This window comes from Desulfobulbus sp. (assembly GCF_031547805.1).
Classification (GTDB): Bacteria; Desulfobacterota; Desulfobulbia; order Desulfobulbales; family Desulfobulbaceae; genus Desulfobulbus.
In genome coordinates this window covers 18,980-43,238 of record NZ_JAVBRQ010000035.1, presented here as the reverse complement: position 1 = coordinate 43,238, position 24,259 = coordinate 18,980, and the positions used below count along the sequence as shown (strand labels likewise).

The window sequence follows — 24,259 nt, the reverse complement described above, 5'->3', positions numbered from 1 at the left end:
CTCGGGACCGGTGGGCACACCGCCAGTCTCGCATCTCTCAGGCCATCGGGATCGAGGGGGCGATCTCTTCCCGGGTGAAGGGAATGGCGGCCGGCTGAGGTTTCTTGAAAAGAATCGCGCTCATCAAGGAAAAAAGGAAACCGGTGCCGACGAGATTGAGATAGGATTCGAAACACATGATCACCATAAAAAAGACGGGAAAAGCTATGCGAATCCGTTCCCAGCCGTCGGTGACGCGAACGGCCTGGTACAAGTGGGCGAACACAAGCCCCAGCAGGCTCAACAGGCCCAATATACCGAGTTGAGTCGCAAGAAAAACATACTGGTTGTGCGGGTTGTTGGTTGGAGGCATATCGGGCGACAACCTCTCGTTCATTTTGTGGTATTCACGCTCAAAATCCCCTGTTCCCACTCCCAGCCAGGGGGACTGTTTGATCAGCTGCCATGAGATCGTCCAGTAATGCAGGCGCAACCCTACAGAAGTATTGGAATTTTCATGGAAGGTGCGCACATTGTCGACAATCGCGTCCATCCGCGCCTGGAACACCGGGCTCAACCGATAGGCAGCCACAAAGACGAGCGGAAAAATGACTGCGGCAAGCAGGAAGGCCTTGAGCAGATTCTTCCGGTAATATTGAAACAACAGGACAAACATCAGCGCAAAAAAGGCGCAATGGCCCGCCCGGCCCATGGTCGTGAACAGATGGACAACCAGGAGCCCGGTAAACGCCAACATGCTCCACCATTGCCACCCGCCTTTCCACTTCCACAGAAGCTGATGCACCAGGAGATAAATGGCAAAAGCCAGCATCGGCGTATATTGCAATTGGACGGTCTGGGTGTGAAAAAAGAGCTGAGCGTCGGAGAGCCCCCTCTGCAACAGACCGAACTGATCCAAGGTGATGACGAGCATGGTGGCGGCCACGCCGGCGATGAACGCGCCGACACAGCGCCAGCGCCATTCCCAGCGGATGGTTGCGAGGAACAGCGGTGCCACCAGCACCTTCCACTGCTTGCGGATGACCGCCAATCCGTCGGGCAGGGATTCGGTCCAGCACAAACCGATCAGCAGCACACAGGCATAGACGATGATGGCGATGACGAGCGGGCTGGTGCGGATCTCTCGCAGCTTCTCGCCGTACCGGCCTTCGGCCAATCCGCAAAGCACAAGGAGACAGGCCGCCGCACTGGCAGCCGAGGTCGAAAGGGGGAGAAAAAATGCCAGGGCCATGCACAACCACAGACATACCGGCTCGACACGTCGCTGCATCACGGATGTTCCTTCTCGGCGTCGCCGCTGAACTGGAGGCGATAGAGATAGCTGTACTCGCCGCCGAGCACGAGCAATTCTCCGTGCTTTCCTTCTTCCGCCAGCTGTCCATCCTTGAGCACGATAATCCGGTCGGCGTTCTGGATGGTGGACAGGCGATGGGCGATGACGAGCGTGGTCCGGTTGTGCATCAAGTTCTCCAGGGCTTGCTGGACCTCGCGTTCCGATTCGTTATCCAGCGCCGAGGTGGCCTCGTCGAGGATGAGGATGGGCGCATCCTTGAGCAGCGCCCGGGCAATCGAAAGCCGCTGTCGCTGCCCGCCCGAGAGCCGCGCCCCGGATTCGCCGATCACGGTGTCGAATCCCTGGGGCAATGCGGTGATGAAATCGAGCGCATTGGCAGCCCGCGTCGCGGCCAGGAGCGCCTCCTGCGAGCAGTCGCCGCTGCCGTAGGCGATGTTGTTTCGCACCGTGTCGTTGAACAGCACGGTTTGCTGGGTCACCACCGCGATCTGGTGGCGCAGGGATGCCAGGGTGTAGCCTCTAATATCGGCACCGTCGACCAACAGCCGCCCTTGGTCGGCATCGTAGAAGCGGAGCAGCAGATTGGTCAGGGTGGTTTTGCCACCGCCGCTGGGCCCGACCACCGCCAGTACCTCTCCCCGATTCACCCGAAACGAGAGTTGCTTGAGCACCGGCGTGGCCGGGTCGTAGCCGAAGGTGACCCGGTCGAACTCGATGTGCTTACCAAACGGGGGCATGGCCGTGGCATCGGGCGCTTCGCTGATGTCGGGGCGGACATCCAGCAAGGTGAAGATGCGATGGGCCGCGGCCACGCCCTGCTGGATATTGGAATTGACCTTGCTCACTCCCTTGATCGGCTCGTACAGCATCAACAGCGCGGTAAAAAAGGCCATGAAGGCCCCTGGTGTCGAGTGTCCGGCGAGGACCTGGCTGCCGCCGAACCAGATGATGACCGCCATGCCGAGGCCGGCGAGCATTTCGATGCAAGGATGGGACAGGCTGTTGTACCAGGTTTCGGAGAGCAGGATATTCATGATGTTCTGCATCCGGCCGGCAAACCGTTTTTTCTCGAACGGCTCCATGCAGAATGCCTTGACGATGCTCACCCCGGCGATGGTTTCGTGCAGCTGGCTGGTCGCCTCTCCCAACCTCTCCTGGTAATTGGTGCTGATTTTCCTGAATTTCCGCCCGAAAACAACGAGCGGCACGCCGGCCATGGGCAAAAAGACCAGGGAAATGAGGGCCAGGCGCCAATCCATGTAGAAAATCACCCCCAGCAGCCCGAAGACGGAGCAGAAATCCCGCAGGGAGCGGATCAGGGTATAGGAAACCGAACCCTGGACGATACTGACATCGTTGATGATCCTGGAAATCAATTCGCCGGTCGAGGTCTTGTGAAAAAAACTCAGGGGCTGCGCCATGACATGGGCATAGACCATGGTCCGCAGATCGCGGATGACGCACTGCCCGACCAGCTCCAGAAAATAGGAGTAGAGGAAATAAAAAAATCCCTTGATGAAAAAAACCAGCAGCAGGGCCAGGGGCAGCAGATTGAGCAGGTGCGCGTCCTGCTTGAAAAAAATCTCGTCCAGCAGCGGCTTGACCAGATAGGCCTGGAGCGCGTTGAATCCTCCGACCGCGATCATCGCCACCATGGCGACCACAAGCTTGGTCCTGTGGGGTTTGAGCACCGCCATCAGGCGGACAACGATCTCTTTATTCGTCATGTTCGGGCAAGAAAGAATTAGGGAACGGGCCGGACGGAGGCGGGCGGACGAAAAAAACACAACCCGGCTGAGCCGGGATTCGCATCTCCATGCGGCCGTAGCCGTTCCACTCCTCCGCCTCGATGGAGCGGGGCGCGCTTCCCGCGTTCCGAGCCCGCTTGTGCGGCTCGAAGGTATCGGGTTCTGCCTTTACCCCATTTTACGAAAGGATGCCAGCATAGTTCCCTGAAAAGTACGGCGGCAGTTCGCCCCGGCCGCTGAGCAGGGCGGTCAGCTCGGCGGCGTTTTTCTTCGGCTGGCCGTGGCTGACATCGACCACGAGATAGTCGACGCCCAGCCGCGCCAGTTCGTCCGCATGCGGCAGCAGGGAAAAAACGGTGTGGGCATGCGCATAGACGGCCTCGTCGCGACGATCGAGGTAGAACCGTTCGCCCCGTGGACTGGCAAAGGATCTCTGGCCTTGAAAATGGGGAGCGTCGAGGCGGGCGGTGAAGAGCGGCGGCCGGCCATGCACGGTGAGCCCCACCTGCATGGGCCGGGCTCCCGGCGCGGACAACGGGCGGGAAAAACCGGCCAAGGCCGCGGCCAGGGTGGCGCGGTCGGTTTCCAGGGAAAATTGTACGCCCGCCAGGCCGCGGGCGGCATACAGGCGCAGGGCGGCACTGTTGAGCACATTGCAGCTGTAATCGCCGTAGAGTTCGAGCCGGCCGCCATCGGCCGCCGGACCGTCGGTCTCGGCAAACAGCCCGAGCTGGCCGATATGGGCGATTTGGAAGCATTGAGCCCCCTGGCGCCGCAGTTGGCCGATGGCGTCGCGGTACCAGGACAGCTGCCCGTGGCCGAGCACCGCCGGCAGCGTCCAGACCAACGGCCTCTGTTCCGGCTTTCGCCGCATGGCCAGCATCCCCCATTCCCAGGTGCGGCGGCTGAGTTCGACCAATACCCTGGCGACCTTGAAGGGATAGCGCAGGGCCATCGCCTCGGGAGTACCGACCTTGAGCCACCATTCCGGCGATGCCGACCGGCCGCGGCCCCCTGTTCCATGACCGACCTGCCCGCCATGGCCGCTCCGGCGGCCCTCGCCCGCCTGCCGGTCCGCCGCCGGCTCGGCGTAGAGTTCGGCCAGCAGCCGTTCCAGATCCGCAGACGCGGGCAGGGGCACGGCCAGGCGCGCGGCCGTCCGCGCCAGGGTCGAATGTTTTTTGTCGTCGCGGCCGCTCACATCCACCCGGAACAGGATCCCGTGAAAAGGCTGCCGCAGCCGTCCCGATTCGATGCCGGCCAGGCCGACGGTCACGGTCTGCCCCGCCTCGGCCCGCTCCGCTCTCTTACCCTTGATCGCCAGGTCGTGCAGAGTGAAGCTGATCCGGTCGCCGCTCCGCTCCTCGTACAGGCGCAAACGGTCGCCCAGCCGGAGCGGGGCCTGCAGCACCACCTGCGCCTGTGCCGCCCGGTCCCCTTTCCGCCCTTTGGGCGTCTCCACCCGGATGACCTTGCCGACCACCTCGCCGGTGCTGCCGGACAGCCGGGGCACGATCAACCGCTCTTCCTGCCCGGCCAGCAGAAACCCGGCGGCACGCTTGCGCCCCATGGACGCGTCCAGCAGCCGGTGCGCCTCGGCCAGCATCCCGGTCCGACGATCCGGGGAGGCATCGAGCGCGTCCAGGGCAAGGCGGTAGGCCCGGACCGTGTTGCGGACATAGGCAACCGACCGGAGCCGGCCCTCGATTTTGAGGCTGACCACCCCGGCGTCCCTGGCCCCGGCCAGGTGCTCGATGCCGCAGAGATCGTTCATGGAAAAGAGATAGCCGCCACCCTTGCTCCCCTTGCCGGACTGGCCGCCCTGGCCCGGACACGCCCGCTTGCCGGAGGGCAGCCAGTCGTAGCGGCGGCGGCAGGGCTGCACGCACTGCCCGCGCAGGCTCGACTTGCCACCGTGCAGGCTGGAAAAACGGCAGAGTCCGGAATAGCTGAAGCACATGGCGCCGTGAATGAACATTTCCAGCTCCACCGCGCCCTGGCGATGGATGGCGCCAATCTCCTCCAAGCTCAATTCGCGGGCCAGCACCACCCGTTCGAAACCCAACTCCTTGAAATAATGGGCCGCCATGGCGTGGTTGACCGTCGTCAGGGTCGAGGCATGCACCGCCAGGCCGGGGAAGAACCGCTGCACCAGATACAGGAGGCCGAGGTCCTGGATGATCAGTGCATCGGGCCCGATCCCGGCCAGGACGGACAAGGTTTCCAGGGCCAGCGGAATCTCGCTCTCCTTGACCAGGCTGTTCATGGCCACATACAGCTTTTTCTTGCGCTCATGGGCATGGGCAACCATGGCCGCGATCTCCGCGAAGGTGAAATCGCGCGCCAGGGCGCGGGCATTCAGGCCGGGTGCGCCGACATACACCGCGTCCGCGCCCGCCTCGAGGGCGGCCTCGAAGGCGGCCATCGTCCCGGCGGGGGCCAGTAATTCCATGGCAACGGCAGGATGGGTCATGATTGGGCGGGTCCGGTTGGAATCGGAAACGAACGGAAGCTGGAAATCACGGGGACGGCGGCTGATGCGGCGGGCCGAAACGCCTATTCCGGCCGGCGGTACGGCGCCACCGGGTAATCGACCGGGGGCAGAGGCAGGATAAAATAAAAATTGTTGCCCTCCGGTGTCGATTCGTAGCCAACGCTGCCGCCGTGCATCTCGACCACCAGGCGGATGAACGACAGGCCGTGGCCGGTGCCGGGAATATTCGGATTATCGTCGCCGCGCATCCCCTCCTGGAACAGGCGGTTGCCCTGCTCCACCGTCATACCGGGCCCGGTGGTAAAGACGTTGAACTTGACGCCCTTCTTGCCGGCTACCGGAAAATTGTCGACGATTTCGCGGCCATAGGCCATGGCCTTCCGCGATTGTCCCCGATGGTCGACCACCTCTTTGGTATACTTGGCGGCGTTGGAAAAAAGGTTGGCATAGACCTGCGACAGCAGGCCGATGTCGACCATCAGTGGGAATTCTTCCTCGTACATGTTCTGTGGCCGGTCCACCATGACGTTAGCCGCCTGCAGCCGGCTGGCATAATGGTCCAATTGGGGCAGGATCACCTCTTTTTCGACAAAACACCGTTTGGGATGGAGAACGAGATGGCCGCGCTCGAAATGTTCCCGCCGAAACAGGCTCTCGATGAACAGGCTCATGTTGGCGTGGTGCTTGACGATTTCCTGGTGGTACTTGACCAGGTCGTCCTGCAGGGCCCGCAGTCGGCCGTTGCAGAAGCTGCACCGGAGCGGAGCGCCGTCCCGGTTCGCGTCCATTTCCCGCCGCAGTTCCTCGATCAGCCCGATCCTCTTCTTCAGCTGGTTGAACAGGTGGCGGAAATACATGTTGGGCACGATGATGTTGTGCTCAATGTCGATCACCAGGGTGTTGATGAACTTCAACCGCTCGATATTCTGCCGGGCGATCAGCCGGTTGTCGAGGTTGTAGCCGATCCGGTTGGTGTATTTGGCGAAGAAAAATTTGTCGGCCTCGGTCAGCCCGGCCTTACGCCGGACCTCGAACATCCCCAGAATCCGGCCGCTGCCGCACAGTCCATGCAAGTCGTCCCACAGCTGCATCTGCCGCTCGGCGTTGCGGTCCTCTATTTTCCGGGGAAAAGGCTGTTTGCTGAAGATGGGAATGACATAGGAGCCGCCCAGGTCGTACGGTGTCTCCTGCATCTGGACCGGATAGTCCGCCCGCCTCGGTTCGCTCAGCACGCCTTCCTCGCTGGAGCACACCAACTGCAGGCCGTGCTCGCAATCCTCGCACAGATAGAGGCTGCTGGCGACACCGACCAGAGCCAGGGGCACGGAAACGCAGATCCGGTAGAAATCGTCCAGGGAATCGTATTCCTGGGCCAGATCGAAGAACGCCTTGAGGAAGTCGTTGCGGCCCCGGGAAAAGTTGTACTGCTCGTAACTCTCCGCCTTTTCCCGGACCCGCAGGCAAACCGCTTCCAGATCGGGCGGAATACAGGGAGGCTGCGGATTGGTCGGTTGGCCGGTCATGGGCATCTGCATGGAAAATTTTCTACGGGCGGCGCTGTCGCGGCCGATTCTTACCGCTTGGTGACGACCACGGCGTCGTGGTTATCCTTTTCCAGCAGCAGGACGTCCACCCGTTCGTGGGGCGACGGGTCGACGGTCATGCCGACATAGTCGGGTTGGATCGGCAATTCCCGGCCGCCCCGGTCGATCAGGACCGCCAGCTGGATCGACCGGGGCCGGCCGTAATCCATGATCGCGTCCATGGCGGCCCGGATGGTCCGGCCGGTGAAAACGACGTCGTCGACCAGCACCACCCGTTTGTCTTCGAGCAGAAAGCCGATATCCGACTTCTTGACGATCGGATTCTGGGAGATGAGACTCCAATCGTCGCGATACAGCGTGATGTCGAGAGTGCCGGCCGGCAGCTCGACCTCTTCCTGCAGCTCGATCCGCTGCTTGATGCGCTGGGCCAGATGAACCCCGCCGGTATGGATGCCGACGATCGAAAGATCGCCCACGCCGTGGTTGCGTTCCACAATCTCCAGACTGATGCGGTCCAGGCTGCGTTCGATGTCTCTGCCGATCATGATGGTTCTGATACTCATTGGCCCACTCGCTCCCAAAAATAGTTCTCGCCCTTGGCATCGACCAGATTGATCGCCTCGGGGTAGGTTTCGCATTCCACCGCAAACACCCGGGCGGCGATGTCGTCCGGGGTGTCGTCGTCGTCCAGGGCCACGCAGCGCTGGAGCACGATCGGCCCCTGGTCGTACAGTTCGTTGGCAAAATGGACGGTGCAGCCGCTCACCGTGCAGCCCCGCGCCTTGACCGCCTCGTGGACGTGGTGGCCGTAGAAACCCGCCCCGCAAAAGGAGGGGATGAGCGCCGGATGGATGTTGAGGACCGAGCGGCGCAGGTGTTGGGGCGGGGTGTAGAGTTTGAGATAGCCGGCCAGGACGACCAGGTCGACCCCGTAGTCGGCCATGATCCGGTTGATTTCGTCGTTGCTGGCGGCGTGGAAGGCGGGATATCCGTACCGCCTGGCCTTTTCCAGTCCCAGGGCACCGGCCACGTTGGAGATGACCACCGGGATTTGGGCGTGCAGGGTGCCGGCCACGATCCGCTCGTGGAAATTGTCCAGCGTTCTGCCGCTGCCGGACAGCAGCACCGCCATCTTACGCATGTTGCGCTCCCGTGAAATAGGGGTTGGCGTCCGGGTCGATGCCGCGCAGCCATTGGGCGATGGCGGCATCGTAGGCGGCGGTCAGCTCGAACACCTTGCGAGCCAGACGAAAACGGGTGGCCAGGGTGGTATTGCCCTGGGCCTGCAATTCGGCCACGACCTGCGGATAATCGGCCGGATCGACGATCACGGTCACATCGTGAAAATTCTTGGCCGAAGCCCGCAGCAGGGTCGGGCCGCCGATGTCGATGTTTTCGATGGCGTCTGCCAGGGTGCAATTGGGCGCGGCCACGGTCCGGGCAAAGGCGTAGAGGTTGACGGCCACGATATCGATGGGCTTGATGCCGTGCCGTTGGCACTGCTCACGGTGTTCGGCGTTGTCGCGCTGGTTGAGGATGCCGCCATGGACCAGGGGGTGGAGAGTTTTCACCCGGCCGTCCAGCATTTCGGGAAAGCCGGTGAACGCCGACACATCCGTCACGGTCAGGCCGCCGGCGCGCAGCTTTTGGGCCGTGCCGCCCGTGGACAGAATTTCAATCCCCATGGCGGCCAGGGTGCTTGCGAATTCCTCGCATCCGGATTTATCGGTCAGGCTGATCAGCGCCCGCTCCACTCGTCTCATCTCTGCGTATCCCCTGCTTATTCTTTTTTCAGGAATTGGCGGATCTTCCGCCGTTCGTGTTTATCGGGCCGCCGCTCGGGCTGGCCGGAGGGCGGCCGCATGGCCTTGCGCTCGGCCAGCAGGTGTTCCCGCCGAGCCAGCGATTCCTCGGTTTCCTCGTACAAGGTCCGGGCAACCACCGCCGGCCCGCGCTGCTCGCTGAGCAACTGAATTCGGACCGAGGTTTCGACAAATCCCTGGCGGATGGTCAGCAGGTCGCCCGCGCGGACCATCCGGGCCGGCTTGACCTTGGCGCCGTTGACCGCCACATGGCCGGCTCCCACCTCCTTGGCGGCCAGAGAGCGGGTCTTGAAAAACCGTGCCGCCCAAAGCCATTTGTCGATCCGCACCTGCTCCATCTCCGCCATCGCTCTCTCCATCTATCCCGGCAAAATACCACCTATTCCGGCAAAATGCCACGGTTGTCCGGATCGGGCCGACAAAGAAGCCGCCCCTGGAGCAGCCTCCAGCGTCTCTCCCAAAAATCCCTTCCGCGGCAGCGCCAAGAACGTTGCCGAAGCGATGAAAATGGGGTAAGGGGCATGCTCATCCACAATAAAGAATGTTTCCCATGTCCCTGCACACCGTCGGCATCAACCAATTCACCTGCCCGGTCCGCATTCCCGAAAAGGGCGGCGGCATCCAGCACACCGTGGCCACCATCGATCTGCAGGCCAGGGTCCCCCGGGGCCGGCTCGAATCCTGCGTCAGCACCATGCGCACCCTGCTGGCCCGCTTCCTGCCCGACATCCACGCCGGCATCTTTCCGGAGCTGCTGGCCGAGGTGTGCCGCCAGCTGCAGGCCGCCGAGGCCTGGCTGACCATGCGCTTTCCCTATTTCATCGCCAAGAGGGCACCGGTCAGCGGCACGGCCAGCCTGATGGAATACCAGTGCACCTTCACCGCCTCGTCGGCCGCCAGCGGCGAACCGCTGCTGACCGTGGTGGTGCCGGTCACCACCCTCTGCCCCTGCTCCAAGGAGATCAGCGAGGCCGGGGCTCACAACCAGCGGGCCGAAATCACCCTCGCGGTCCGGCCCCTGGCGCTGATCTGGCTGGAGGACCTGATCGCCATGGCCGAGTCCTGCGGCTCTTCCGAAGTCTACGCCCTCTTGAAACGGCCCGATGAAAAATACGTGACCGAGCGCGCCTACGCCCAGCCGATGTTTGTCGAGGACGTGGCCCGCAAGGTGGCCCAGAAGGCCATGGCCCATGCCGACATCGCCTGGTTTTCGGTGGGGGTCGAGAGCTTCGAGTCCATCCACAACCACAGCGCCTACGCCCTGGTCGACAGCCGCGACCTCAGCGTGGCCGATCCCCGCGGTTGACCGCTTCTCAGGGCCGTTCCCCCAGCCCGCCCAGACAGAGATATTTCAGCTCAAGGTATTCCTCGATCCCGTACTTCGAGCCTTCCCGGCCGATCCCCGACTCCTTGACCCCGCCGAACGGGGCCGCCTCGGAGGACATACGGCCGGTGTTGATGCCGACCATGCCGTACTCCAGGGCCTCGGCGGTGCGCCAGATCCGACCGATATCTCGGCTGTAGAAGTAGGCGGCCAGACCGTAGGGGGTGTCGTTGGCCAATGCGACCGCCTCCCGGTCTTCCCGAAAGACGAAGAGCGGCGCCACCGGGCCGAAGGTTTCGTCGCGGGCGATCTGCATCGCGGTGGTGGCGCCGAGCAGCACGGTGGGCTCGAAGAAGAAGCCGGTACCGCCCAGCCGCTTGCCGCCCAAGGCAATGCGAGCCCCCTTGGCCACCGCATCGGCGATCTGCTCCTCGACCTTGCGGATAGCGTCGAGGTCGATCAGCGGCCCCTGCTGCATCCCCGCCTCGAAGCCGTTGCCGACCCTGAGTCCCCGAACCGCCGCAACCAGTTTGGCGGCGAATTGTTCATAGACCCCTTCCTGGATGAAAAAGCGGTTGGCACAGACGCAGGTCTGTCCGGAATTGCGATACTTCGAGGCCACGGCCCCGCGCACCGCCGCATCGAGGTCGGCATCGTCGAACACGATGAAGGGGGCATGGCCGCCCAGTTCGAGCGAAACCTTTTTCACGGTGGCGGCGCAATCGCGCATCAACAGCTTGCCCACCGCGGTCGAGCCGGTGAAACTGAGCTTGCGGACCAGGGGGTTGGCGGTCATTTCGGCGCCGATCTCGGCCGCCGGGCCGGTGATCACATTGAAAACGCCCGGAGGGAGGCCGGCCTCTTCGGCGAGCGCGGCCAGGGCCAGGGCGGACAGGGGGGTCTGGCTGGCCGGCTTGACCACCACCGGGCAGCCGGCCGCCAGCGCCGGTGCCGCCTTGCGGGCGATCATCGACGAGGGGAAATTCCAGGGCGTGATGGCGGCGCAGACCCCAACCGGTTCCTTGAGGACGATGATCCGCTTGCCCGGCTGCCCCATGGGGATGGTGTCGCCGTAGACCCGTTTGGCCTCCTCGGCATACCATTCGATATAGCCGGCGCCGTACACGATCTCTTCCTGGGCGTCGGCCAAGGGCTTGCCCTGCTCCATGGTCATGATCACGGCCAGGTCCCGGCGATGGGCGATAAGCAAGTCGTACCAGCGGCGCAGCAAGCGGGCCCGCTCCCTGGCGGTCAGGGCCCGCCAGGCCGGCCAGGCGCGATGGGCCGCCTCGATGGCGGCGGCGGTTTCCTTGCTTCCCAGCGCCGGCACCGTGCCGACGGCCGCGCCGGTGGCCGGATCGAAAACAGTGATCCGCCCCTCGCCGGTACCGCCGATCCACTTGCCGTTGACATAACACTGGGAGCGTAGCAGCTCCTGTCGACCGAGTTTCATCCCTCCACTCCCGAACGCACAAAAGCAAACAGGCAGCGCGTCGGAAAAAGACCGTTGCTGCCTGTTTGCGTAAAAATATTGTTCAATCTCCCGGTGTTATGTGCTACGCTACCGGAATGCGGCCATCATACACCGGGATGCGCTTTTTTTCATCCCCGATTCCAATCGCTCGTCAACAGACCAAAATGTCATGGCTATCGAACAACGAAGATCCGAACGGATTGACGACTTCATACCCCTTGAAATCCGAGTGGTGCACGCCTCGGACGGCCAGGAACTCGCCGGTCCGTTCTCCGGCAGGATCATCGATATCTCGGACCACGGAGTCTGCCTGCTCATGACCCAGATCATGGTCCGCGCCTTTCACGTTTTCCACTCGACCCGCGACGCCGAGGATGCGGTGCTCCAGCTGGTCATCGACCAGCCGCCGGAATTCGGCCGCCATGTCCTGACCGCCCGGCCGGTGTGGATGCACCTCTTCCGGCAGGACGAAATCCGGGCCTTCAAAATGGGGGTGGAATTTGCCGAAACGCCGGAAGTGGAGCAGATGCGGGAATCGCTGGCGGATTTGTGCAAGGACCGGGAAACGCGAAGCGCCTGGTGGCAACAACACAGCCAGGCCCGAGACTCCTGAAGTGTTCGTCCCCATCGGTTGCGAAGAGCCGTTTCAGATGTGCCGCTCCTGCCCTTCGAGCAGGCTGAAGGCACGGGTTTTTTTCTCCACCCCGCGCAGTTCGATCTCGCCCAGCTCCTCCACCTCGAAGCTGCCGCCGATCTCGCGGCGCACCGCCTCGGTGATGTAGATCCGGCAGGCCGTGGCCTCGGCCGCCAATCGCTGCGCAATGTTGACCTCGTTGCCGATTACCGTGTAATCGAGCCGCCGGTTCGAGCCGAGGTTGCCGAGGAACACCGTGCCCTTGGTAACGGCGATGCCCAGATCGACCCCCAAAAACGTCTCGTCGCGCTGGCCCCACTGCCGCCGCAGTTCCGTGAATCTCTTCTTGATCGCCATTGCGGTGCGCGTAGCCGCCAGGCAGGGGTGATCCAGCTTGACCGGCGCTCCGAACACCGCCAGCACCGCATCGCCCATGAATTTGTCGACCGTGCCCTGGTGGCTGAACACTTCCTCGGTGAAAAAATGGAAAAATTCATTGAGGAAGGCGCGCAGCGACCAGAGATCGATCTGCTGCACCAGCCGGGTGAAGTTGCGGATATCGGCAAAGAGCACGGTGGCCGGCTTGATCTCGCCCAATTCCATCAGGTCGGCACTCTGCGCCATGAGCAACTCCGCCACCTCTGGGGCCACGTACTGCTCGAACAGGGTCCGCATGCGGATCGTTTCGGTCAGCTGCTGGCGGGCGCGCAGGTTTTCCAAGGCCACGGCCGCCTGGCTGCACAGGATGGACAGCATTTCGTTGTCGGCCTCGGAAAAGCGCTCCTCGGTTTCCCGCTGGCTGATATTGAGCACGCCGATGTTCTGCTCGCAGATCCGCAGGGGAAAGGAGATGGACGAGACGATCTCCGGCTGCCGCAGCAAGGAGGAAAAGATGGATTCGCCCTGGTCTTCCTTGTTGAGCAGAACCGGCTTGCCCTGCTGGAACACCCAGCCGGCGATCTGGTCGCCGGGCTGCAGGCGGAGAGAGCGGACCAGGGCGGGGTACAGCCCGCGGGCGGAGGCGATGCGGAGGCATTGCTCCTTCTGGTCGTACAGCATCACCGAACAGCGGCTGGCCTTGGTCTGCTGCTGGACCGCGTCGAGCAACCGCTCGAGGATACCCTCCTCGCTGGTGGCGGCGGCCAACTGCTCACCCAGGCGGTAGAGGGGGATCAGGGTGCGCAGCCTGGTGTTTTCCTGTTGCAGCCGGTACCGCTCCAGGGCCTGGTGCACCACCCGGTTCACCTGCAAAACATTGACCGGCAGCTCGACCACCCCGGAGAATCCCGCTTCCAGGGCGCCGTGGAGCAACGCGGTGTCCGCAACCGCGGAAAGCAGCACCCCGGCAAGGCCGGGCTGATGGGCGCTCAACTCGGCGAACAGGTGGCAGGCATCGATCCGGGCCGGTTCGTCCGCGATCAAGACCAGCCGCACCTCTTGATCCTGGCAGGCATCGCGCGCCGATTCCCCGTCGAAACAGCGAAGCACCCGCAACCACGGCAGCGCCGCCGCGATGGCTTCGGCCTGGCGGTCGTCGGTGGTACACAAAACTGCTGCCGTATGCATAAGGGTGCCCATGTAATCGCCTCAAGATAGTAGCATTTGTTTACATTACCATTCCGAAAGAGGCAAGGCAAGAAATAGGCCGAACCCGGAGGAAAGGCCTTCACATATCTGTTTATTTTCACAGGAGTAGAGTATATTTCCTCCCATGATTGCCCGCACCCCGCGCCCCAGTCCGCTCGCCGAACGGATGCGCCCCCAACGCCTGGATGATTTCGTCGGCCAGCAACACCTGGTCGGCGAAGGAAAGTTTCTCCGCCAACTGATCGAAGGCGGAACCATTCCCTCCCTGGTATTCTGGGGGCCGCCGGGTTCCGGCAAGACCACGCTTGCCACCATTCTCGCCCGCGCCGTTGCCGCCCGTTTCGTCTTCTTTTCCGCCGTACTTTCCGGGGTCAAGGAGATCAGGCAGATCGTCGAGCAGGCCAAAATCCAGCGCGACCAGGGGGGCCAGCCCACCATCCTGTTCGTCGACGAGATCCACCGGTTCAACAAGAGCCAGCAGGACGCCTTCCTGCCCCATGTGGAGAGCGGCCTGCTCACCTTGATCGGGGCCACCACCGAAAATCCGTCCTTTGAAATCACCGCTCCCCTGCTCTCCCGCTGCCAGGTGCTGCTGCTGGCGCCTTTACAGCCGGAGGACATCGCCCAGGTCATCCGCCGGGCCTTGGCCGACGAGGCCGACGGACTGGGCGAACATCGCTTGCGCATCGAGGAGGAGGCCCTTGGCCTGCTCGCGGAAGCGGCGGACGGCGACTGCCGCCGGGCCCTGAATTACCTGGAAACCGCGGCCAACCTCACCCTGGACGCCCGTCCGGATTCGGCGAGCGGGCAGGCGCCGACCATCACCGCGGCCTGCGTCGGCGAAACCCTGCAGCAGAAAACCCTGCGCTACGATGCGAGCGGCGAGGAGCATTACAATCTCATCTCCGCCCTGCACAAAAGCCTGCGGGACAGCGACCCCGACGGGGCGATGTACTGGCTGGCGCGGATGCTGGCCGGCGGCGAGGATCCCATGTATCTTGCCCGGCGGATGATCCGTTTTGCCTCCGAGGATATCGGCAATGCCGATCCCCAGGCCCTCCGGGTCGCCCTCGACTGCCGCGACGCCTATCACATGCTCGGCTCGCCGGAGGGCGACCTGGCCTTGATCCAGGCCGCGGCCTATCTGGCCACCGCCCCGAAAAGCAATGCCCTGTACGCCGGTTTCGCCAAGGTGCGGGCCGACATCCAACGCACCGGCTCCCTGCCGGTACCCCTTCACCTGCGCAACGCCCCCACCGCGCTGATGAAGGACTTCGGCTACGGCCGGGGCTACCAGTACGCCCACGACGACCGCGACGCACTGGTCCTCCAGGAGCACCTGCCGCCGGAACTGGCGGGCACCGTCTACTACGAACCGACCAATCGCGGCTATGAAGCGGTGATCAAGGATCGGCTCACCAAATGGAAACAAATCCTCAAACAAAGAGCCCAACACCATGCGCACAAAAAAAACACCGACTAGACCGGCGGCCCTGCTTCTGCTGCTGCCGCTGCTGGCCTTGCTCGCCGCCACCGGCGCCGAGGCCGCCACCTTCCGGCTGATTTACGGCAACGACAATCTCGGGGAACTCGACGGCTGCGGCTGACTCAACAGCAGACTGGGCGGTCTGTCCAGAAAAGCCTTGGTGATCCGGGAACAGAGCAACGATCCCCACTGGCCGACGCTGATCGTTACCGGGGGCAATCTGCTGTTCGAGCGGGAACAGTTGACACCCAGCAGCGCGGGAACGGCGAAAATCGCCGCCAGCGGCGTGCTCCAGGCCAGCCAGAAAATGGGCGCCACCTTTGCCGGGGTCGGCAGCCGCGACCTGGCCGCGGGCATCGGCCTGCTCAAGGCCTCCCACCGGCCGCCCGCCTTCAGCTGGCTCTCCCTCAACCTGGTCGATCCCGCAACCCATAAGCCGTTGTTCGCACCCATGGTCCAGCGCCAAGCGGGCGCCACCAAAATCGCAGTGCTGGCCCTGACCGACCATACCGCCCTGCCCAACGATGCCAAGGAATTCCAGGCCCTGGATTGGCAGACCGCGCTGCCTCCGGTTCTGGCCAAGGCGGAACAGGAAGCCGATTTCATCCTGCTCTTGTCCAACTATTCCTTCAGCGAGAATCAGGAGATAGCGAGAAAATTCGGCACAATCGACCTGATTCTTCAAACCGGCCATGTTGCCGGCAACATGGCTCCCGTTCCGATCAACAAGTCGCTGCTGGCCCAAACCGAGATCCGGGGCAAGTACGTGGGGATCATGGACATCGATTGGCACGGCCGTGCGGCCTGGAGCGAAGCGGGGCAGCCCGGGCCGGATAAGGACAGGGACCAGCCTGTTTCCACCTATGCCAACCAGTTCGTTCCTCTCTCTCAAACCCTGGCCGTTGCCCCCGATATCGAAGCGGTGATCAAGCAGACCAAGCAGCAGATCGAACGTCTGCGCCAAGGGCAGACGCCTTAAAGGGCCGCCACGGCTTCGTACAACAAAAAAAGGCCGCCCAATGGGCGGCCTTTTTTACGCTACACTTGGAAGTTCGGCAAATCAGCAGCCGAAAGCCTTCTGCAAGTTGGGGATGGTCTGCTTCTTGCGGCTCATCATGCCGTCGATCCACATGGAGTTGCCGGACAGTTTGGCCCCGAAGGCACCTTCGATCAGGGCCGGATCGTCGGAAAGAACCATCAAATCGGTGCCTTCCTTGACCACGTCGGTGAGCATCAGCAGTACCGAATGACGCTCGCTGCCTTTCTGCTCCTTCATGGCATTGTACAGAGCGTCGCGCATATCGGCGACCTGATCCAAGGTGGCGAGCTCGAGCTGGCCAACGCCGACCTTCTTGCCCTTCATGTCGAAATCCTTGTAATCGCGATGGAGCAACTCCATCGGCGGAACGCCGGCCACGGCGCTCTTAGCCTTGAGCATTCCCATGAACAGGCCGTCGGTGTCGGAAACGCCGGCGATGGCGGCCAGCTCTTTCACGGCTTTCTTGTCGGCGTCGGTGCAGGTCGGGGACTTGAAGTTGACGGTGTCGCTCAGGATGGCGGCCAGCATCAAACCGGCGACCTTGGGCTGAACGGCGACGCCTTCCATATCGTAGAGGATCTTGAGCACGGTCCCGGTACAGCCGACCGGCATGTTGCAGAAGAAAATCGGCTGGTTGGTGGTGACATCGCCAATCTTGTGATGGTCGACCACGGCCACGACCTCGCCGGCGCTGAGATTGTCGGGAGCCTGGGCCAGATCGCTGTGGTCAACCAGGGCGATTTGCTTGCCGGTGGCATCGGTCAGGATCTCGGGTGCGGCAAAACCGAACTGTTTGAGCACCATCTCGGATTCGGGATTCAACTTGCCCGATACGGCGGGAACATAATCCTGGCCTTTGGCCTTCATCAATTCGGCATAGGCAATGGCGGCGGTGACAGAATCGGTATCCGGACTTTTGTGGCCTACAACATAAACAGACATAGCGTAATACCTCCCAGAGCTTGTTCAATGACACATGAAATGTGCGCTTCTCTTTCCCCCCGGACCGCTCAACGGACCGGAAACAATAAAATTGAACGACATTATAATGTTCACTGATAAGCGTCAAGCAGAAAAAGGAAAAATACCCGTCATGCTTGGCTTTTCAGTAAAAACAAGGGGATCGATATACTCGATCCCCTTGGATGTGAAGTGAAAAAAGAGAGGAAGATCAATCGCGGCTGCCGCCGAAAAAGCGCAGCAGCATCAGGAAGAGATTGATGAAATCGAGGTAGAGGGCCAGGGCGCCGATGATCGCCCCTTTGCGGATGGCGGCATCGCCCTGGGTCATGATGCCTTCTTCGCCGATATTCTTGATTTTCTGTACGTCATAGGCGGTCAAGCCGACAAAGATCAGCACGCCGATGGCTGAAATCGCCCAGTAAAGCGAGGAACTCTGCAAGAAGAAATTGACGATCGAGGCCAGCAGGATGCCGATCAGGCCCATGAACATGAACGAACCCAGGCCGGAGAGATCGCGCTTGGTGACCATGCCGTACACCGCCATGGCCGCGAACATGCCCGCGGTCACCAGGAAGGTGGCGGCGATCGAGGCCTGGGTATACATCAGGAAGATGGTCGACAAGGTCACGCCGTTCAGGGCCGAATAGCCGATAAAAAGCCCGGTGGCGGTGCCCGGTTGGATGCGGTCGATCCGGGCGGCGAGGAAAAAGACCAGCCCGATTTCGGCCAACACCAGGATGAAAAAGATCGGGCTGGCAGCCAGGACGCGTGCCATGCCGGAAGCGGCGACCAAATACGCGATGACGCCGGTCAAGGTGAGGCCGGCGGCCATCCAGTTGAAGACCTTGGCCAAAAAGACGGTCGAGGCCTGCTGTTTGGCCTGCACCAGGGTGATGTCATGGGTTCCGATCTGTGTTTGCATTGCTGCCTGCTCCTCGATGAATAAAGGGATGAACGTTAGGTTGGCTCAATATTAACCATTTCCTCCGGAAAGGCAACACCGACCGGGACGTTTGCCGCTGAAAGCATCCGTTTATCAGGGGGATGCGAAAGAGGCAGAATGAAAACCCTCGACGGCTCCTGCCGCTAACGGCACGGGAACACGGGATAATTCGGCAAAGGAAGCATCTATGCCAGGGCGGCCGCAGTCAACCGTGATTGTCCGGGCAAGCGGCGGCGAGGTGTCTGCGCACCTCCGTTCTACCCGGCCAGTGCTTCCCTGACCTTGATGGCCAGGTCTCGAACCGAAAAGGGCTTCTTGAGGAAGTGGACGCCTTGACCGGCTTGTTGCTGGTAGATGGCCTCTTGTTCGTCGTAGCCGGATATGTAGAGACATTTCAGGCCGGCCCGCGAATCGCGGAGCAACTCCGCCAACTCGCGGCCGTTCATGACCGGCATGACCACATCGGTGAGCAACAGATCGATCTCGCCGGCATGGTTGTTGGATTTCTCGATCGCCGTCACCGGACTGCTGGCAAGCAGCACCTTGTAGCCCAGGCCGGTCAGCGTGGTGTCGGTCACCTTGAGCACGGACTCTTCGTCCTCGACCATCAGGATGGTTTCCCCCCGGCCGTACGGGATTGCCGCCACCTGTCCCGGCGTGTCTCCGATCTGTCCCTTCCGGACTCGCGGCAGATAGATCTTGAAGCTCGTTCCCTTGCCCGGTGCGCTCTCCACATCGAGCCAACCGTTATTCTGCTTCACGATTCCGTACACCGTCGACAGACCCAGGCCGGTGCCGACCCCCTCTTCCTTGGTGGTGAAAAACGGCTCGAAAATCCTGTGGAGGACATCCTTGCTCATGCCGCAGCCGTTATCGCTCACGGTCAACAGCACATATTCGCCGGGCACCACCCCCGGGCGGCTCACCCAATTATTCGGATCGAAACGGACGTTGGCCGTCTCGATGGCGATCTCGCCGGTACCGGCGATGGCGTCGCGGCTGTTGACCAGCAGATTGGCCAGAATCTGGTCGACCTGGGAGGGATCGATCTCGACCGACCAGAGATTCGCTTCCGGGTGCCAATGCAGCTGGATCTTTTCGCCGATCAGCCGGCTGAGCATCTTGAGCATGCCGGCCACGATTTCGTTAAGATCGAGCACCCTGGGGGCGGCCGCTTGATGGCGGGCAAAGGCCAGCAGCTTCCTGGTCACGCCGGCCGAGCGTTCGCCGGCGTCGAGGATGTCGTGAAAATAGCCGTGCAAGGGCGAGGTGGTGTCGGTCTTGACCAATCCCATTTGGGCATAGCTGAGAATGACACTGAGCATGTTGTTGAAATCGTGCGCCACCCCGCCGGCCAGTCGGCCGATGGACTCCATTTTCTGGGCGTTGTACAGCTGGTCCTGCAACTCTTTTTGTATTCTTGCCGCATTGTTGCGCTCGGAGATATCGCGGACGATGCACCAGATGCCCTCCTGCTCACCGACATCGTCGTACAGCAGGAAAACCTCCATCTCGGCCGGAAAAACGCTGCCGTCCTTGCGCCGGTATTCTTTTTCGTAGACTTCGGAATAGCCACGGGCCATGACCTGATCGCTCAAAATGATCTGCTCCATCACATGCCACTTTTCCGGAGTCAAATCGTTATAGCCAAGCTGCTTCAACTCCTCGCCCGTGTATCCGAGCATCCGCTGAAACGAGGCGTTGCTCTCGCGGATCCGGTCCTGCATGTCGATGGAAAACACGCCTTCCGCCATATTCTCGTACAACTGGCGGAACTTCCACTCGGAGGCCCTGAGCGCCTGTTCCGCGGTTCGCAGCGCCTTGGTTTCCTGTTCCAATGCCAGCATCTTTTCCTCGAGCTTGTGCACCAGCCGCTCGTTGTACAGCTTGAAGGCCTGGGCGTCCGGAACCGGATTGGGAGTGGAAAGGGTCGGCTGCGCCCGCGCCACGATGCTCTCGCGGACCGCGGCGAACAGTTCCTCCGGTTCGCAGGGTTTCACCAGAAAACGGTCGGCGCCGATTTTCTTGACGAAGTTCTCGTCCTCGGCCCCGGTGTAGGTCGCGGTCAGGACCACGAACGGTATCCGATGCAATGCATTGTCTTTCTTGACGATGCGGCACAACTCGAACCCGTCCATCACCGGCATGAGGATATCGCTGAGAATGAGGTCGAACTTCATGGAGCGGAGCTGCCCCAGGGCCTCGGCGCCGTTGCAGGCGGAGTGCACTTCGTAGCCCTTGGTCTTGAGCAGCACCTCGACGAGATAGCGGTTTTCCTCTTTATCGTCAACAACGAGGATGCGGGGTCCAGTCATCGGCGGCCTCCAGCCCTTCCGGCAGATAGCTCTTGATTTCAGCAACAAAGGTTTCGGGATTGATCGGCTTCTCGATATAGCCGGTGGCGCCGGCGGCAAGGATCTGTTCCCGGTCGCCGACCATGGCGTAGGAGGTCACGGCAATGATCGGCACCCGGTCGAGACTGCGATGCCGCCTCAATTCGGCCGCCACGTCAAATCCGTTCATTTTCGGCAGCTGGATGTCCAGAAGAATGGCCAGCGGACGGCACTGCAGGGCCAAATCGAGCCCGGCAATGCCATCCTCGGCCGCCACGACTTCAAACCCGCTCTTCTGCAGTAAAAACTGCATCAGGTACAGATTCTGTTCATTGTCCTCGATGACCAGCAATCGATTGTTCATGCCGTCTCCTCCTGATTGCGGCCGGGCAACCGCACGGTAAAGGTACTTCCCTGCCCCCATTCGCTGGCCACGCCGATGTCGCCGCCCATCATCTCGACGATTTTCTTGCAGATGGACAGACCGAGACCGCTGCCCTCATGCTTGCGGGCCAACCCGGAATCGACCTGGTAAAACGGTTTGAAAAGACGGGGGAGCTCATCGGCCCGCATGCCGATGCCGCTATCGGTGACCGTCAGCAGGTAGCCGTCGCCCTCCTGGCGGCAGGCCATGCTCACCCATCCCTGTTCGGTGAACTTGATCGCGTTGTTGAGCAGGTTCAGCATCACCTGTTCCAGCCGGCGCTGGTCGGTGACGATCTTCCCCACCTCTTCGGCAATGTCCACCCGCAGCTCGACCCCTTTTTCCTCGGCCAGCGGCGCGATCAGCTTGACCGTTTTCTCGATCGACGGCCGCAAGGCGAACTCTCGCTCGACCAACTCCAACTGGCCGGCGTTGATCTTGGAAATATCGAGCACATCGTTGATCAAAGCCAGCAGATGGCGGGCGCTCTTCTGCACCATGCCCAGCTGTTTGTGCTGTTCGGGGTTGAGCGGACCGGCCAGGCCCTGCGACAAGATGCCGGTAAAACCGATGATCGAATTCAGGGGGGTGCGCAGCTCGTGCGACATGGAGGCGAGGAAGATCGTCTTGACCCGGTCGGCCTCTTGGGCGGCTTCCAACGCCTGCCGCAACTGTTCCGTTGCCTCGCGTTCGGCCGTGATATCCTCGATAATGCCGACCACGCCCTTGAACGGGGCATGCGTATCGCTGGCGCACATGCTCAACCGGGCCCAAAATTGCGAGCCGTCCTTGCGGACGAGCCGCTGCTCCAGGCTGCAGGTTTCACCGCTGGCCAAGCGGACGGACATTTCCCGCCCGAAATGGGCGTACACCGCCTCGTCCGGATACAGAATCCGGGCCGATTGCCCGATAAGCTCGCCCGGATCGTATCCGGCCATCGCCTCCAACTTCCGGTTGCAGCGTTGGATAATCCGCTTCTTGGTCAGGAGGATGCCGGCACTCGCCGACTCGAAGATGGCGCGCTGCTCCTCGTTGATGGCCGCCAGCTCCGCCGTCCGTTCCGCCACCCGTTGCTCCAGGGTTTCGGCGTGGCGGCGTAAATCCTCGTTCAGCAGGCGAATTTGTTCCTCGGCCTGGATGCGTTCGGTGATGTCGGAGCCGATGCTGAGGATCTCACGCATTTCGCCCTTGGCATCGGTTACCACCTTGTTGGTCCAGTCGACCCAGACCCGCTCGCCGTTGCGGCGCATGTTCTCGTTGAGGCTGCGCTCGAACCGATGGGGGGCGCGGGTCAACTCTTCCATCATCCCCTTGAGATCCCTGCCATCGGACCCGACCTCCGGCACCAGAGTCCCGATCACGTGGCGGCCGATCAATTCCGACGCGCCATAACCGAAAAAGCGCTGCCCGAATTCGTTGAGAAAGGTGAGCCGGCCATCGGGCTGCCAACGGACGATGATGGAATTGGCCAGCGTGACCAATTCCCGGTATTCCCGCTCGCTGGCCCGCACCGCATCCGCCATATTTCTCTGCTCGCTGATGTCGCGGATGGCTTCAATCGCGCCGCTTCTCCTGCCGTCCTGATCGTAGAGGGGCGAGGCTACCGCCCACAGGTACCGGGTTTGGCCGGTGAGCGGACTGGAGAAAAAGGTTTCGGCGTAGATTCGGTTCTCGCTGCGGTGCAATTGGGTATACGACGTCTCGGCCGGCGGATCGGGCTGATCCAGCAGATCGACCAGGCTCGGGCGCCGATGGCCGAAAAAGGCCTCGGCATAGACATAGTCCCCCTGCCCCATCACCTGCTCCTTCTTGACTCCGGTCATGACCTCGCAGGCTTGGTTCCAGGCAATGACCCGCTTGTGTTCGTCGACGACAAAGGTCGGATCGGGCAAAAATTCGATGATATCCATGAACCGCTGCTGCAGCGCCCTTCGTTCCGCGTTTTCCTGCTGCAGCTCCTGGGTTCGGACATTGACCCGGTGTTTGAGGAACACCCCGATGGCGATGCTCACCAGCAGAAAACCCAGCAAGCCGCCTCCCGCGATCATCAGCCAGGGAGACAGGGGCGAGACGTCGCTTTCATCGGCCAGGCGCTTCAAGGCGGCGTAATAGAGCGAGTCTTGATCCTCCTTCCAGGCAACCAGGTGCCGGTCGATGGCGGGCAACAGGTGTTTGGGATCGCCCTTGGCCGCGGCATAGTACAGCGCGTTGGGCTCGAACAGCACCTCGGTATCGTCGAGACCGTATTGCCTCGCACCCCATTTGCCCTGATAACGATTGGTGATAATCGCATCCGCCTCGCCGTTGGCGATCATGGCGAACATGGTGGGGTAATCGGGCACGGAAAGGAGAATGGGATTCAGTCCGAACCGTTCGGCCAGGCGGGTGAAAGCCTGTTCCTGCACCGACCGCTCCAGTACCAGGATGCGTTTGCCGTCCAACTCCCTGAGGGAATGGATGTTCTGCCGTTTGGAGGCGAATACCTGGAACCAGGAGGATAAAACCGGAACCCGGGGAAAGGCGTAGTGCTGCTTCCGCTCCGTGGTGAGGGCGATGTCGGCGACCAGGTCGATCTCGCCCCGTTCGAGGCGGTCCAGATTATCCGACCACGAGCCGACCACGTACTGCAACCGCCACCCTTCCTGCCTGGCTATCTCGTCAAGCAGTTCGACATAGATGCCGGTGGGATGCCCATAGGCATCGAAGGAAATCTTCGGTGGCGCCTCGTGAACGCCAACGGCCACGACTTGGCCGCTGGCCGCCTGAAGCGTCTGGGCGACAAGCAGGAACCCGAGCGCGAGGACCAACGCGGCGGCACGGCGGACGACGGGAGTCGAACATTGACGGAAGAGCATGCAACAGACCTGTATGGAGAGTGGAATGCCGTTTTTCTAATTCTGCCAGGGGAGGAGGAAGTGCACCGGCTTGGTCGCCTCATGCTTCTCGGGCGCTCGGAGTGCTTGTCAAGGGAAGAGGGAGTGTTTCGCGGATGATGCGAATGGACGACGAGATCCACGGCCCTTCAAACCGGTTCACAAAAGCGGACAAATCCGAAAGTTCAGCCCAACTGCGGGAAGGAATTCACTTTCTATTCTTCTATCATGCCAAATCGGCATTGGCAACGGCACCTCCCAATAAATTTTTGAAAA

General features: G+C 61.8%; 20 protein-coding genes. 5 read left to right on the top strand and 15 right to left on the bottom strand.

Annotated features, from left to right (window positions below):
* Nucleotides 1-37: 37 nt before the first annotated feature.
* From RMR13_RS12445 to RMR13_RS12410, 8 genes are all read right to left on the bottom strand, one after another.
* On the bottom strand, nucleotides 38-1,270 hold the full coding sequence (locus tag RMR13_RS12445; protein ID WP_310601074.1) for an O-antigen ligase family protein: 1,233 nt from the start codon (nucleotides 1,268-1,270) through the stop codon (nucleotides 38-40).
* Nucleotides 1,270-3,021, bottom strand: coding sequence for a lipid A export permease/ATP-binding protein MsbA (msbA, locus tag RMR13_RS12440; protein WP_310600947.1), 1,752 nt, complete (start codon nucleotides 3,019-3,021; stop codon nucleotides 1,270-1,272). The genes RMR13_RS12445 and msbA overlap by 1 nt, the downstream gene beginning before the upstream one ends.
* A 199-nt stretch (nucleotides 3,022-3,220) precedes the next feature.
* On the bottom strand, nucleotides 3,221-5,515 hold the full coding sequence (locus RMR13_RS12435) for a peptidase U32 family protein (RefSeq protein ID WP_310600946.1): 2,295 nt from the start codon (nucleotides 5,513-5,515) through the stop codon (nucleotides 3,221-3,223).
* Between the two features lie 83 nt (nucleotides 5,516-5,598).
* On the bottom strand, nucleotides 5,599-7,059 hold the full coding sequence (locus RMR13_RS12430) for a HAMP domain-containing sensor histidine kinase (RefSeq protein WP_310600945.1): 1,461 nt from the start codon (nucleotides 7,057-7,059) through the stop codon (nucleotides 5,599-5,601).
* Between the two features lie 50 nt (nucleotides 7,060-7,109).
* Nucleotides 7,110-7,643: a bifunctional pyr operon transcriptional regulator/uracil phosphoribosyltransferase PyrR gene (pyrR, locus tag RMR13_RS12425; protein WP_310600944.1), complete on the bottom strand. Its 534-nt coding sequence runs from the start codon at nucleotides 7,641-7,643 to the stop codon at nucleotides 7,110-7,112.
* Nucleotides 7,640-8,221, bottom strand: coding sequence for a formyltransferase family protein (locus tag RMR13_RS12420; protein ID WP_310600943.1), 582 nt, complete (start codon nucleotides 8,219-8,221; stop codon nucleotides 7,640-7,642). The genes pyrR and RMR13_RS12420 overlap by 4 nt, the downstream gene beginning before the upstream one ends.
* On the bottom strand, nucleotides 8,214-8,843 hold the full coding sequence (locus RMR13_RS12415) for an IMP cyclohydrolase (RefSeq protein ID WP_310600942.1): 630 nt from the start codon (nucleotides 8,841-8,843) through the stop codon (nucleotides 8,214-8,216). The genes RMR13_RS12420 and RMR13_RS12415 overlap by 8 nt, the downstream gene beginning before the upstream one ends.
* Before the next feature lie 17 nt (nucleotides 8,844-8,860).
* Nucleotides 8,861-9,250, bottom strand: coding sequence for a S4 domain-containing protein (locus RMR13_RS12410; protein ID WP_310600941.1), 390 nt, complete (start codon nucleotides 9,248-9,250; stop codon nucleotides 8,861-8,863).
* 203 nt (nucleotides 9,251-9,453) lie between these two features.
* Here RMR13_RS12410 and RMR13_RS12405 point away from each other — a divergent pair, with 203 nt between their 5' ends.
* A complete protein-coding gene (locus tag RMR13_RS12405) occupies nucleotides 9,454-10,209 on the top strand; it encodes a GTP cyclohydrolase, FolE2/MptA family (protein WP_309410816.1) in 756 nt (251 codons plus the stop codon).
* A 7-nt stretch (nucleotides 10,210-10,216) separates the two neighbouring features.
* On the opposite strand, the gene RMR13_RS12400 is transcribed toward RMR13_RS12405, so the two are convergent.
* Nucleotides 10,217-11,680 (bottom strand): NAD-dependent succinate-semialdehyde dehydrogenase, encoded by a 1,464-nt coding sequence (locus RMR13_RS12400; protein ID WP_310600940.1) that lies wholly within the window; start codon nucleotides 11,678-11,680, stop codon nucleotides 10,217-10,219.
* A gap of 190 nt (nucleotides 11,681-11,870) precedes the next feature.
* On the opposite strand from RMR13_RS12400, the gene RMR13_RS12395 reads away from it, so the two are divergent.
* Nucleotides 11,871-12,314: a PilZ domain-containing protein gene (locus RMR13_RS12395; protein ID WP_310600939.1), complete on the top strand. Its 444-nt coding sequence runs from the start codon at nucleotides 11,871-11,873 to the stop codon at nucleotides 12,312-12,314.
* A 33-nt stretch (nucleotides 12,315-12,347) separates the two neighbouring features.
* On the opposite strand, the gene RMR13_RS12390 is transcribed toward RMR13_RS12395, so the two are convergent.
* On the bottom strand, nucleotides 12,348-13,901 hold the full coding sequence (locus tag RMR13_RS12390) for a GAF domain-containing protein (RefSeq protein WP_310600938.1): 1,554 nt from the start codon (nucleotides 13,899-13,901) through the stop codon (nucleotides 12,348-12,350).
* Between the two features lie 145 nt (nucleotides 13,902-14,046).
* Here RMR13_RS12390 and RMR13_RS12385 point away from each other — a divergent pair, with 145 nt between their 5' ends.
* The 3 genes from RMR13_RS12385 to RMR13_RS12375 are packed head-to-tail and all read left to right on the top strand — an operon-like array spanning nucleotide 14,047 to nucleotide 16,387.
* On the top strand, nucleotides 14,047-15,405 hold the full coding sequence (locus tag RMR13_RS12385; protein ID WP_310600937.1) for a replication-associated recombination protein A: 1,359 nt from the start codon (nucleotides 14,047-14,049) through the stop codon (nucleotides 15,403-15,405).
* Nucleotides 15,380-15,529 (top strand): hypothetical protein, encoded by a 150-nt coding sequence (locus tag RMR13_RS12380; protein ID WP_309410821.1) that lies wholly within the window; start codon nucleotides 15,380-15,382, stop codon nucleotides 15,527-15,529. The genes RMR13_RS12385 and RMR13_RS12380 overlap by 26 nt, the downstream gene beginning before the upstream one ends.
* Before the next feature lie 39 nt (nucleotides 15,530-15,568).
* Nucleotides 15,569-16,387: a hypothetical protein gene (locus tag RMR13_RS12375; protein ID WP_310600936.1), complete on the top strand. Its 819-nt coding sequence runs from the start codon at nucleotides 15,569-15,571 to the stop codon at nucleotides 16,385-16,387.
* Between the two features lie 81 nt (nucleotides 16,388-16,468).
* Here RMR13_RS12375 and RMR13_RS12370 read toward each other — a convergent pair whose 3' ends face one another.
* The 5 genes from RMR13_RS12370 to RMR13_RS12350 form a co-directional block, all read right to left on the bottom strand.
* Entirely contained in the window at nucleotides 16,469-17,389 is a 921-nt protein-coding gene (locus RMR13_RS12370; RefSeq protein ID WP_310600935.1) for a manganese-dependent inorganic pyrophosphatase, read from the bottom strand.
* Nucleotides 17,390-17,618: 229 nt separating this feature from the next.
* Nucleotides 17,619-18,332 carry a Bax inhibitor-1/YccA family protein gene (locus RMR13_RS12365; RefSeq protein ID WP_310600934.1) on the bottom strand — a complete coding sequence of 238 codons (714 nt, stop codon included), beginning with the start codon at nucleotides 18,330-18,332 and terminating at the stop codon, nucleotides 17,619-17,621.
* 278 nt (nucleotides 18,333-18,610) lie between these two features.
* Nucleotides 18,611-20,668, bottom strand: coding sequence for a response regulator (locus RMR13_RS12360; RefSeq protein WP_310600933.1), 2,058 nt, complete (start codon nucleotides 20,666-20,668; stop codon nucleotides 18,611-18,613).
* Entirely contained in the window at nucleotides 20,640-21,050 is a 411-nt protein-coding gene (locus tag RMR13_RS12355) for a response regulator (protein ID WP_310600932.1), read from the bottom strand. The genes RMR13_RS12360 and RMR13_RS12355 overlap by 29 nt, the downstream gene beginning before the upstream one ends.
* Nucleotides 21,047-23,965: a PAS domain S-box protein gene (locus RMR13_RS12350; RefSeq protein WP_310600931.1), complete on the bottom strand. Its 2,919-nt coding sequence runs from the start codon at nucleotides 23,963-23,965 to the stop codon at nucleotides 21,047-21,049. The genes RMR13_RS12355 and RMR13_RS12350 overlap by 4 nt, the downstream gene beginning before the upstream one ends.
* Nucleotides 23,966-24,259 lie beyond the last annotated feature (294 nt).

What these genes read in the sequence shown, in the direction of transcription:
- RMR13_RS12445 (WP_310601074.1), bottom strand. Translation starts at nt 1,270, where the DNA reads ATGCAGCGACGTGTCGAGCCGGTATGTCTGTGGTTGTGCATGGCCCTG.
- msbA (WP_310600947.1), bottom strand. Translation starts at nt 3,021, where the DNA reads ATGACGAATAAAGAGATCGTTGTCCGCCTGATGGCGGTGCTCAAACCC.
- RMR13_RS12435 (WP_310600946.1), bottom strand. Translation starts at nt 5,515, where the DNA reads ATGACCCATCCTGCCGTTGCCATGGAATTACTGGCCCCCGCCGGGACG.
- RMR13_RS12430 (WP_310600945.1), bottom strand. Translation starts at nt 7,059, where the DNA reads ATGACCGGCCAACCGACCAATCCGCAGCCTCCCTGTATTCCGCCCGAT.
- pyrR (WP_310600944.1), bottom strand. Translation starts at nt 7,643, where the DNA reads ATGAGTATCAGAACCATCATGATCGGCAGAGACATCGAACGCAGCCTG.
- RMR13_RS12420 (WP_310600943.1), bottom strand. Translation starts at nt 8,221, where the DNA reads ATGCGTAAGATGGCGGTGCTGCTGTCCGGCAGCGGCAGAACGCTGGAC.
- RMR13_RS12415 (WP_310600942.1), bottom strand. Translation starts at nt 8,843, where the DNA reads ATGAGACGAGTGGAGCGGGCGCTGATCAGCCTGACCGATAAATCCGGA.
- RMR13_RS12410 (WP_310600941.1), bottom strand. Translation starts at nt 9,250, where the DNA reads ATGGCGGAGATGGAGCAGGTGCGGATCGACAAATGGCTTTGGGCGGCA.
- RMR13_RS12405 (WP_309410816.1), top strand. Translation starts at nt 9,454, where the DNA reads ATGTCCCTGCACACCGTCGGCATCAACCAATTCACCTGCCCGGTCCGC.
- RMR13_RS12400 (WP_310600940.1), bottom strand. Translation starts at nt 11,680, where the DNA reads ATGAAACTCGGTCGACAGGAGCTGCTACGCTCCCAGTGTTATGTCAAC.
- RMR13_RS12395 (WP_310600939.1), top strand. Translation starts at nt 11,871, where the DNA reads ATGGCTATCGAACAACGAAGATCCGAACGGATTGACGACTTCATACCC.
- RMR13_RS12390 (WP_310600938.1), bottom strand. Translation starts at nt 13,901, where the DNA reads ATGCATACGGCAGCAGTTTTGTGTACCACCGACGACCGCCAGGCCGAA.
- RMR13_RS12385 (WP_310600937.1), top strand. Translation starts at nt 14,047, where the DNA reads ATGATTGCCCGCACCCCGCGCCCCAGTCCGCTCGCCGAACGGATGCGC.
- RMR13_RS12380 (WP_309410821.1), top strand. Translation starts at nt 15,380, where the DNA reads ATGCGCACAAAAAAAACACCGACTAGACCGGCGGCCCTGCTTCTGCTG.
- RMR13_RS12370 (WP_310600935.1), bottom strand. Translation starts at nt 17,389, where the DNA reads ATGTCTGTTTATGTTGTAGGCCACAAAAGTCCGGATACCGATTCTGTC.
- RMR13_RS12365 (WP_310600934.1), bottom strand. Translation starts at nt 18,332, where the DNA reads ATGCAAACACAGATCGGAACCCATGACATCACCCTGGTGCAGGCCAAA.
- RMR13_RS12360 (WP_310600933.1), bottom strand. Translation starts at nt 20,668, where the DNA reads ATGACTGGACCCCGCATCCTCGTTGTTGACGATAAAGAGGAAAACCGC.
- RMR13_RS12355 (WP_310600932.1), bottom strand. Translation starts at nt 21,050, where the DNA reads ATGAACAATCGATTGCTGGTCATCGAGGACAATGAACAGAATCTGTAC.
- RMR13_RS12350 (WP_310600931.1), bottom strand. Translation starts at nt 23,965, where the DNA reads ATGCTCTTCCGTCAATGTTCGACTCCCGTCGTCCGCCGTGCCGCCGCG.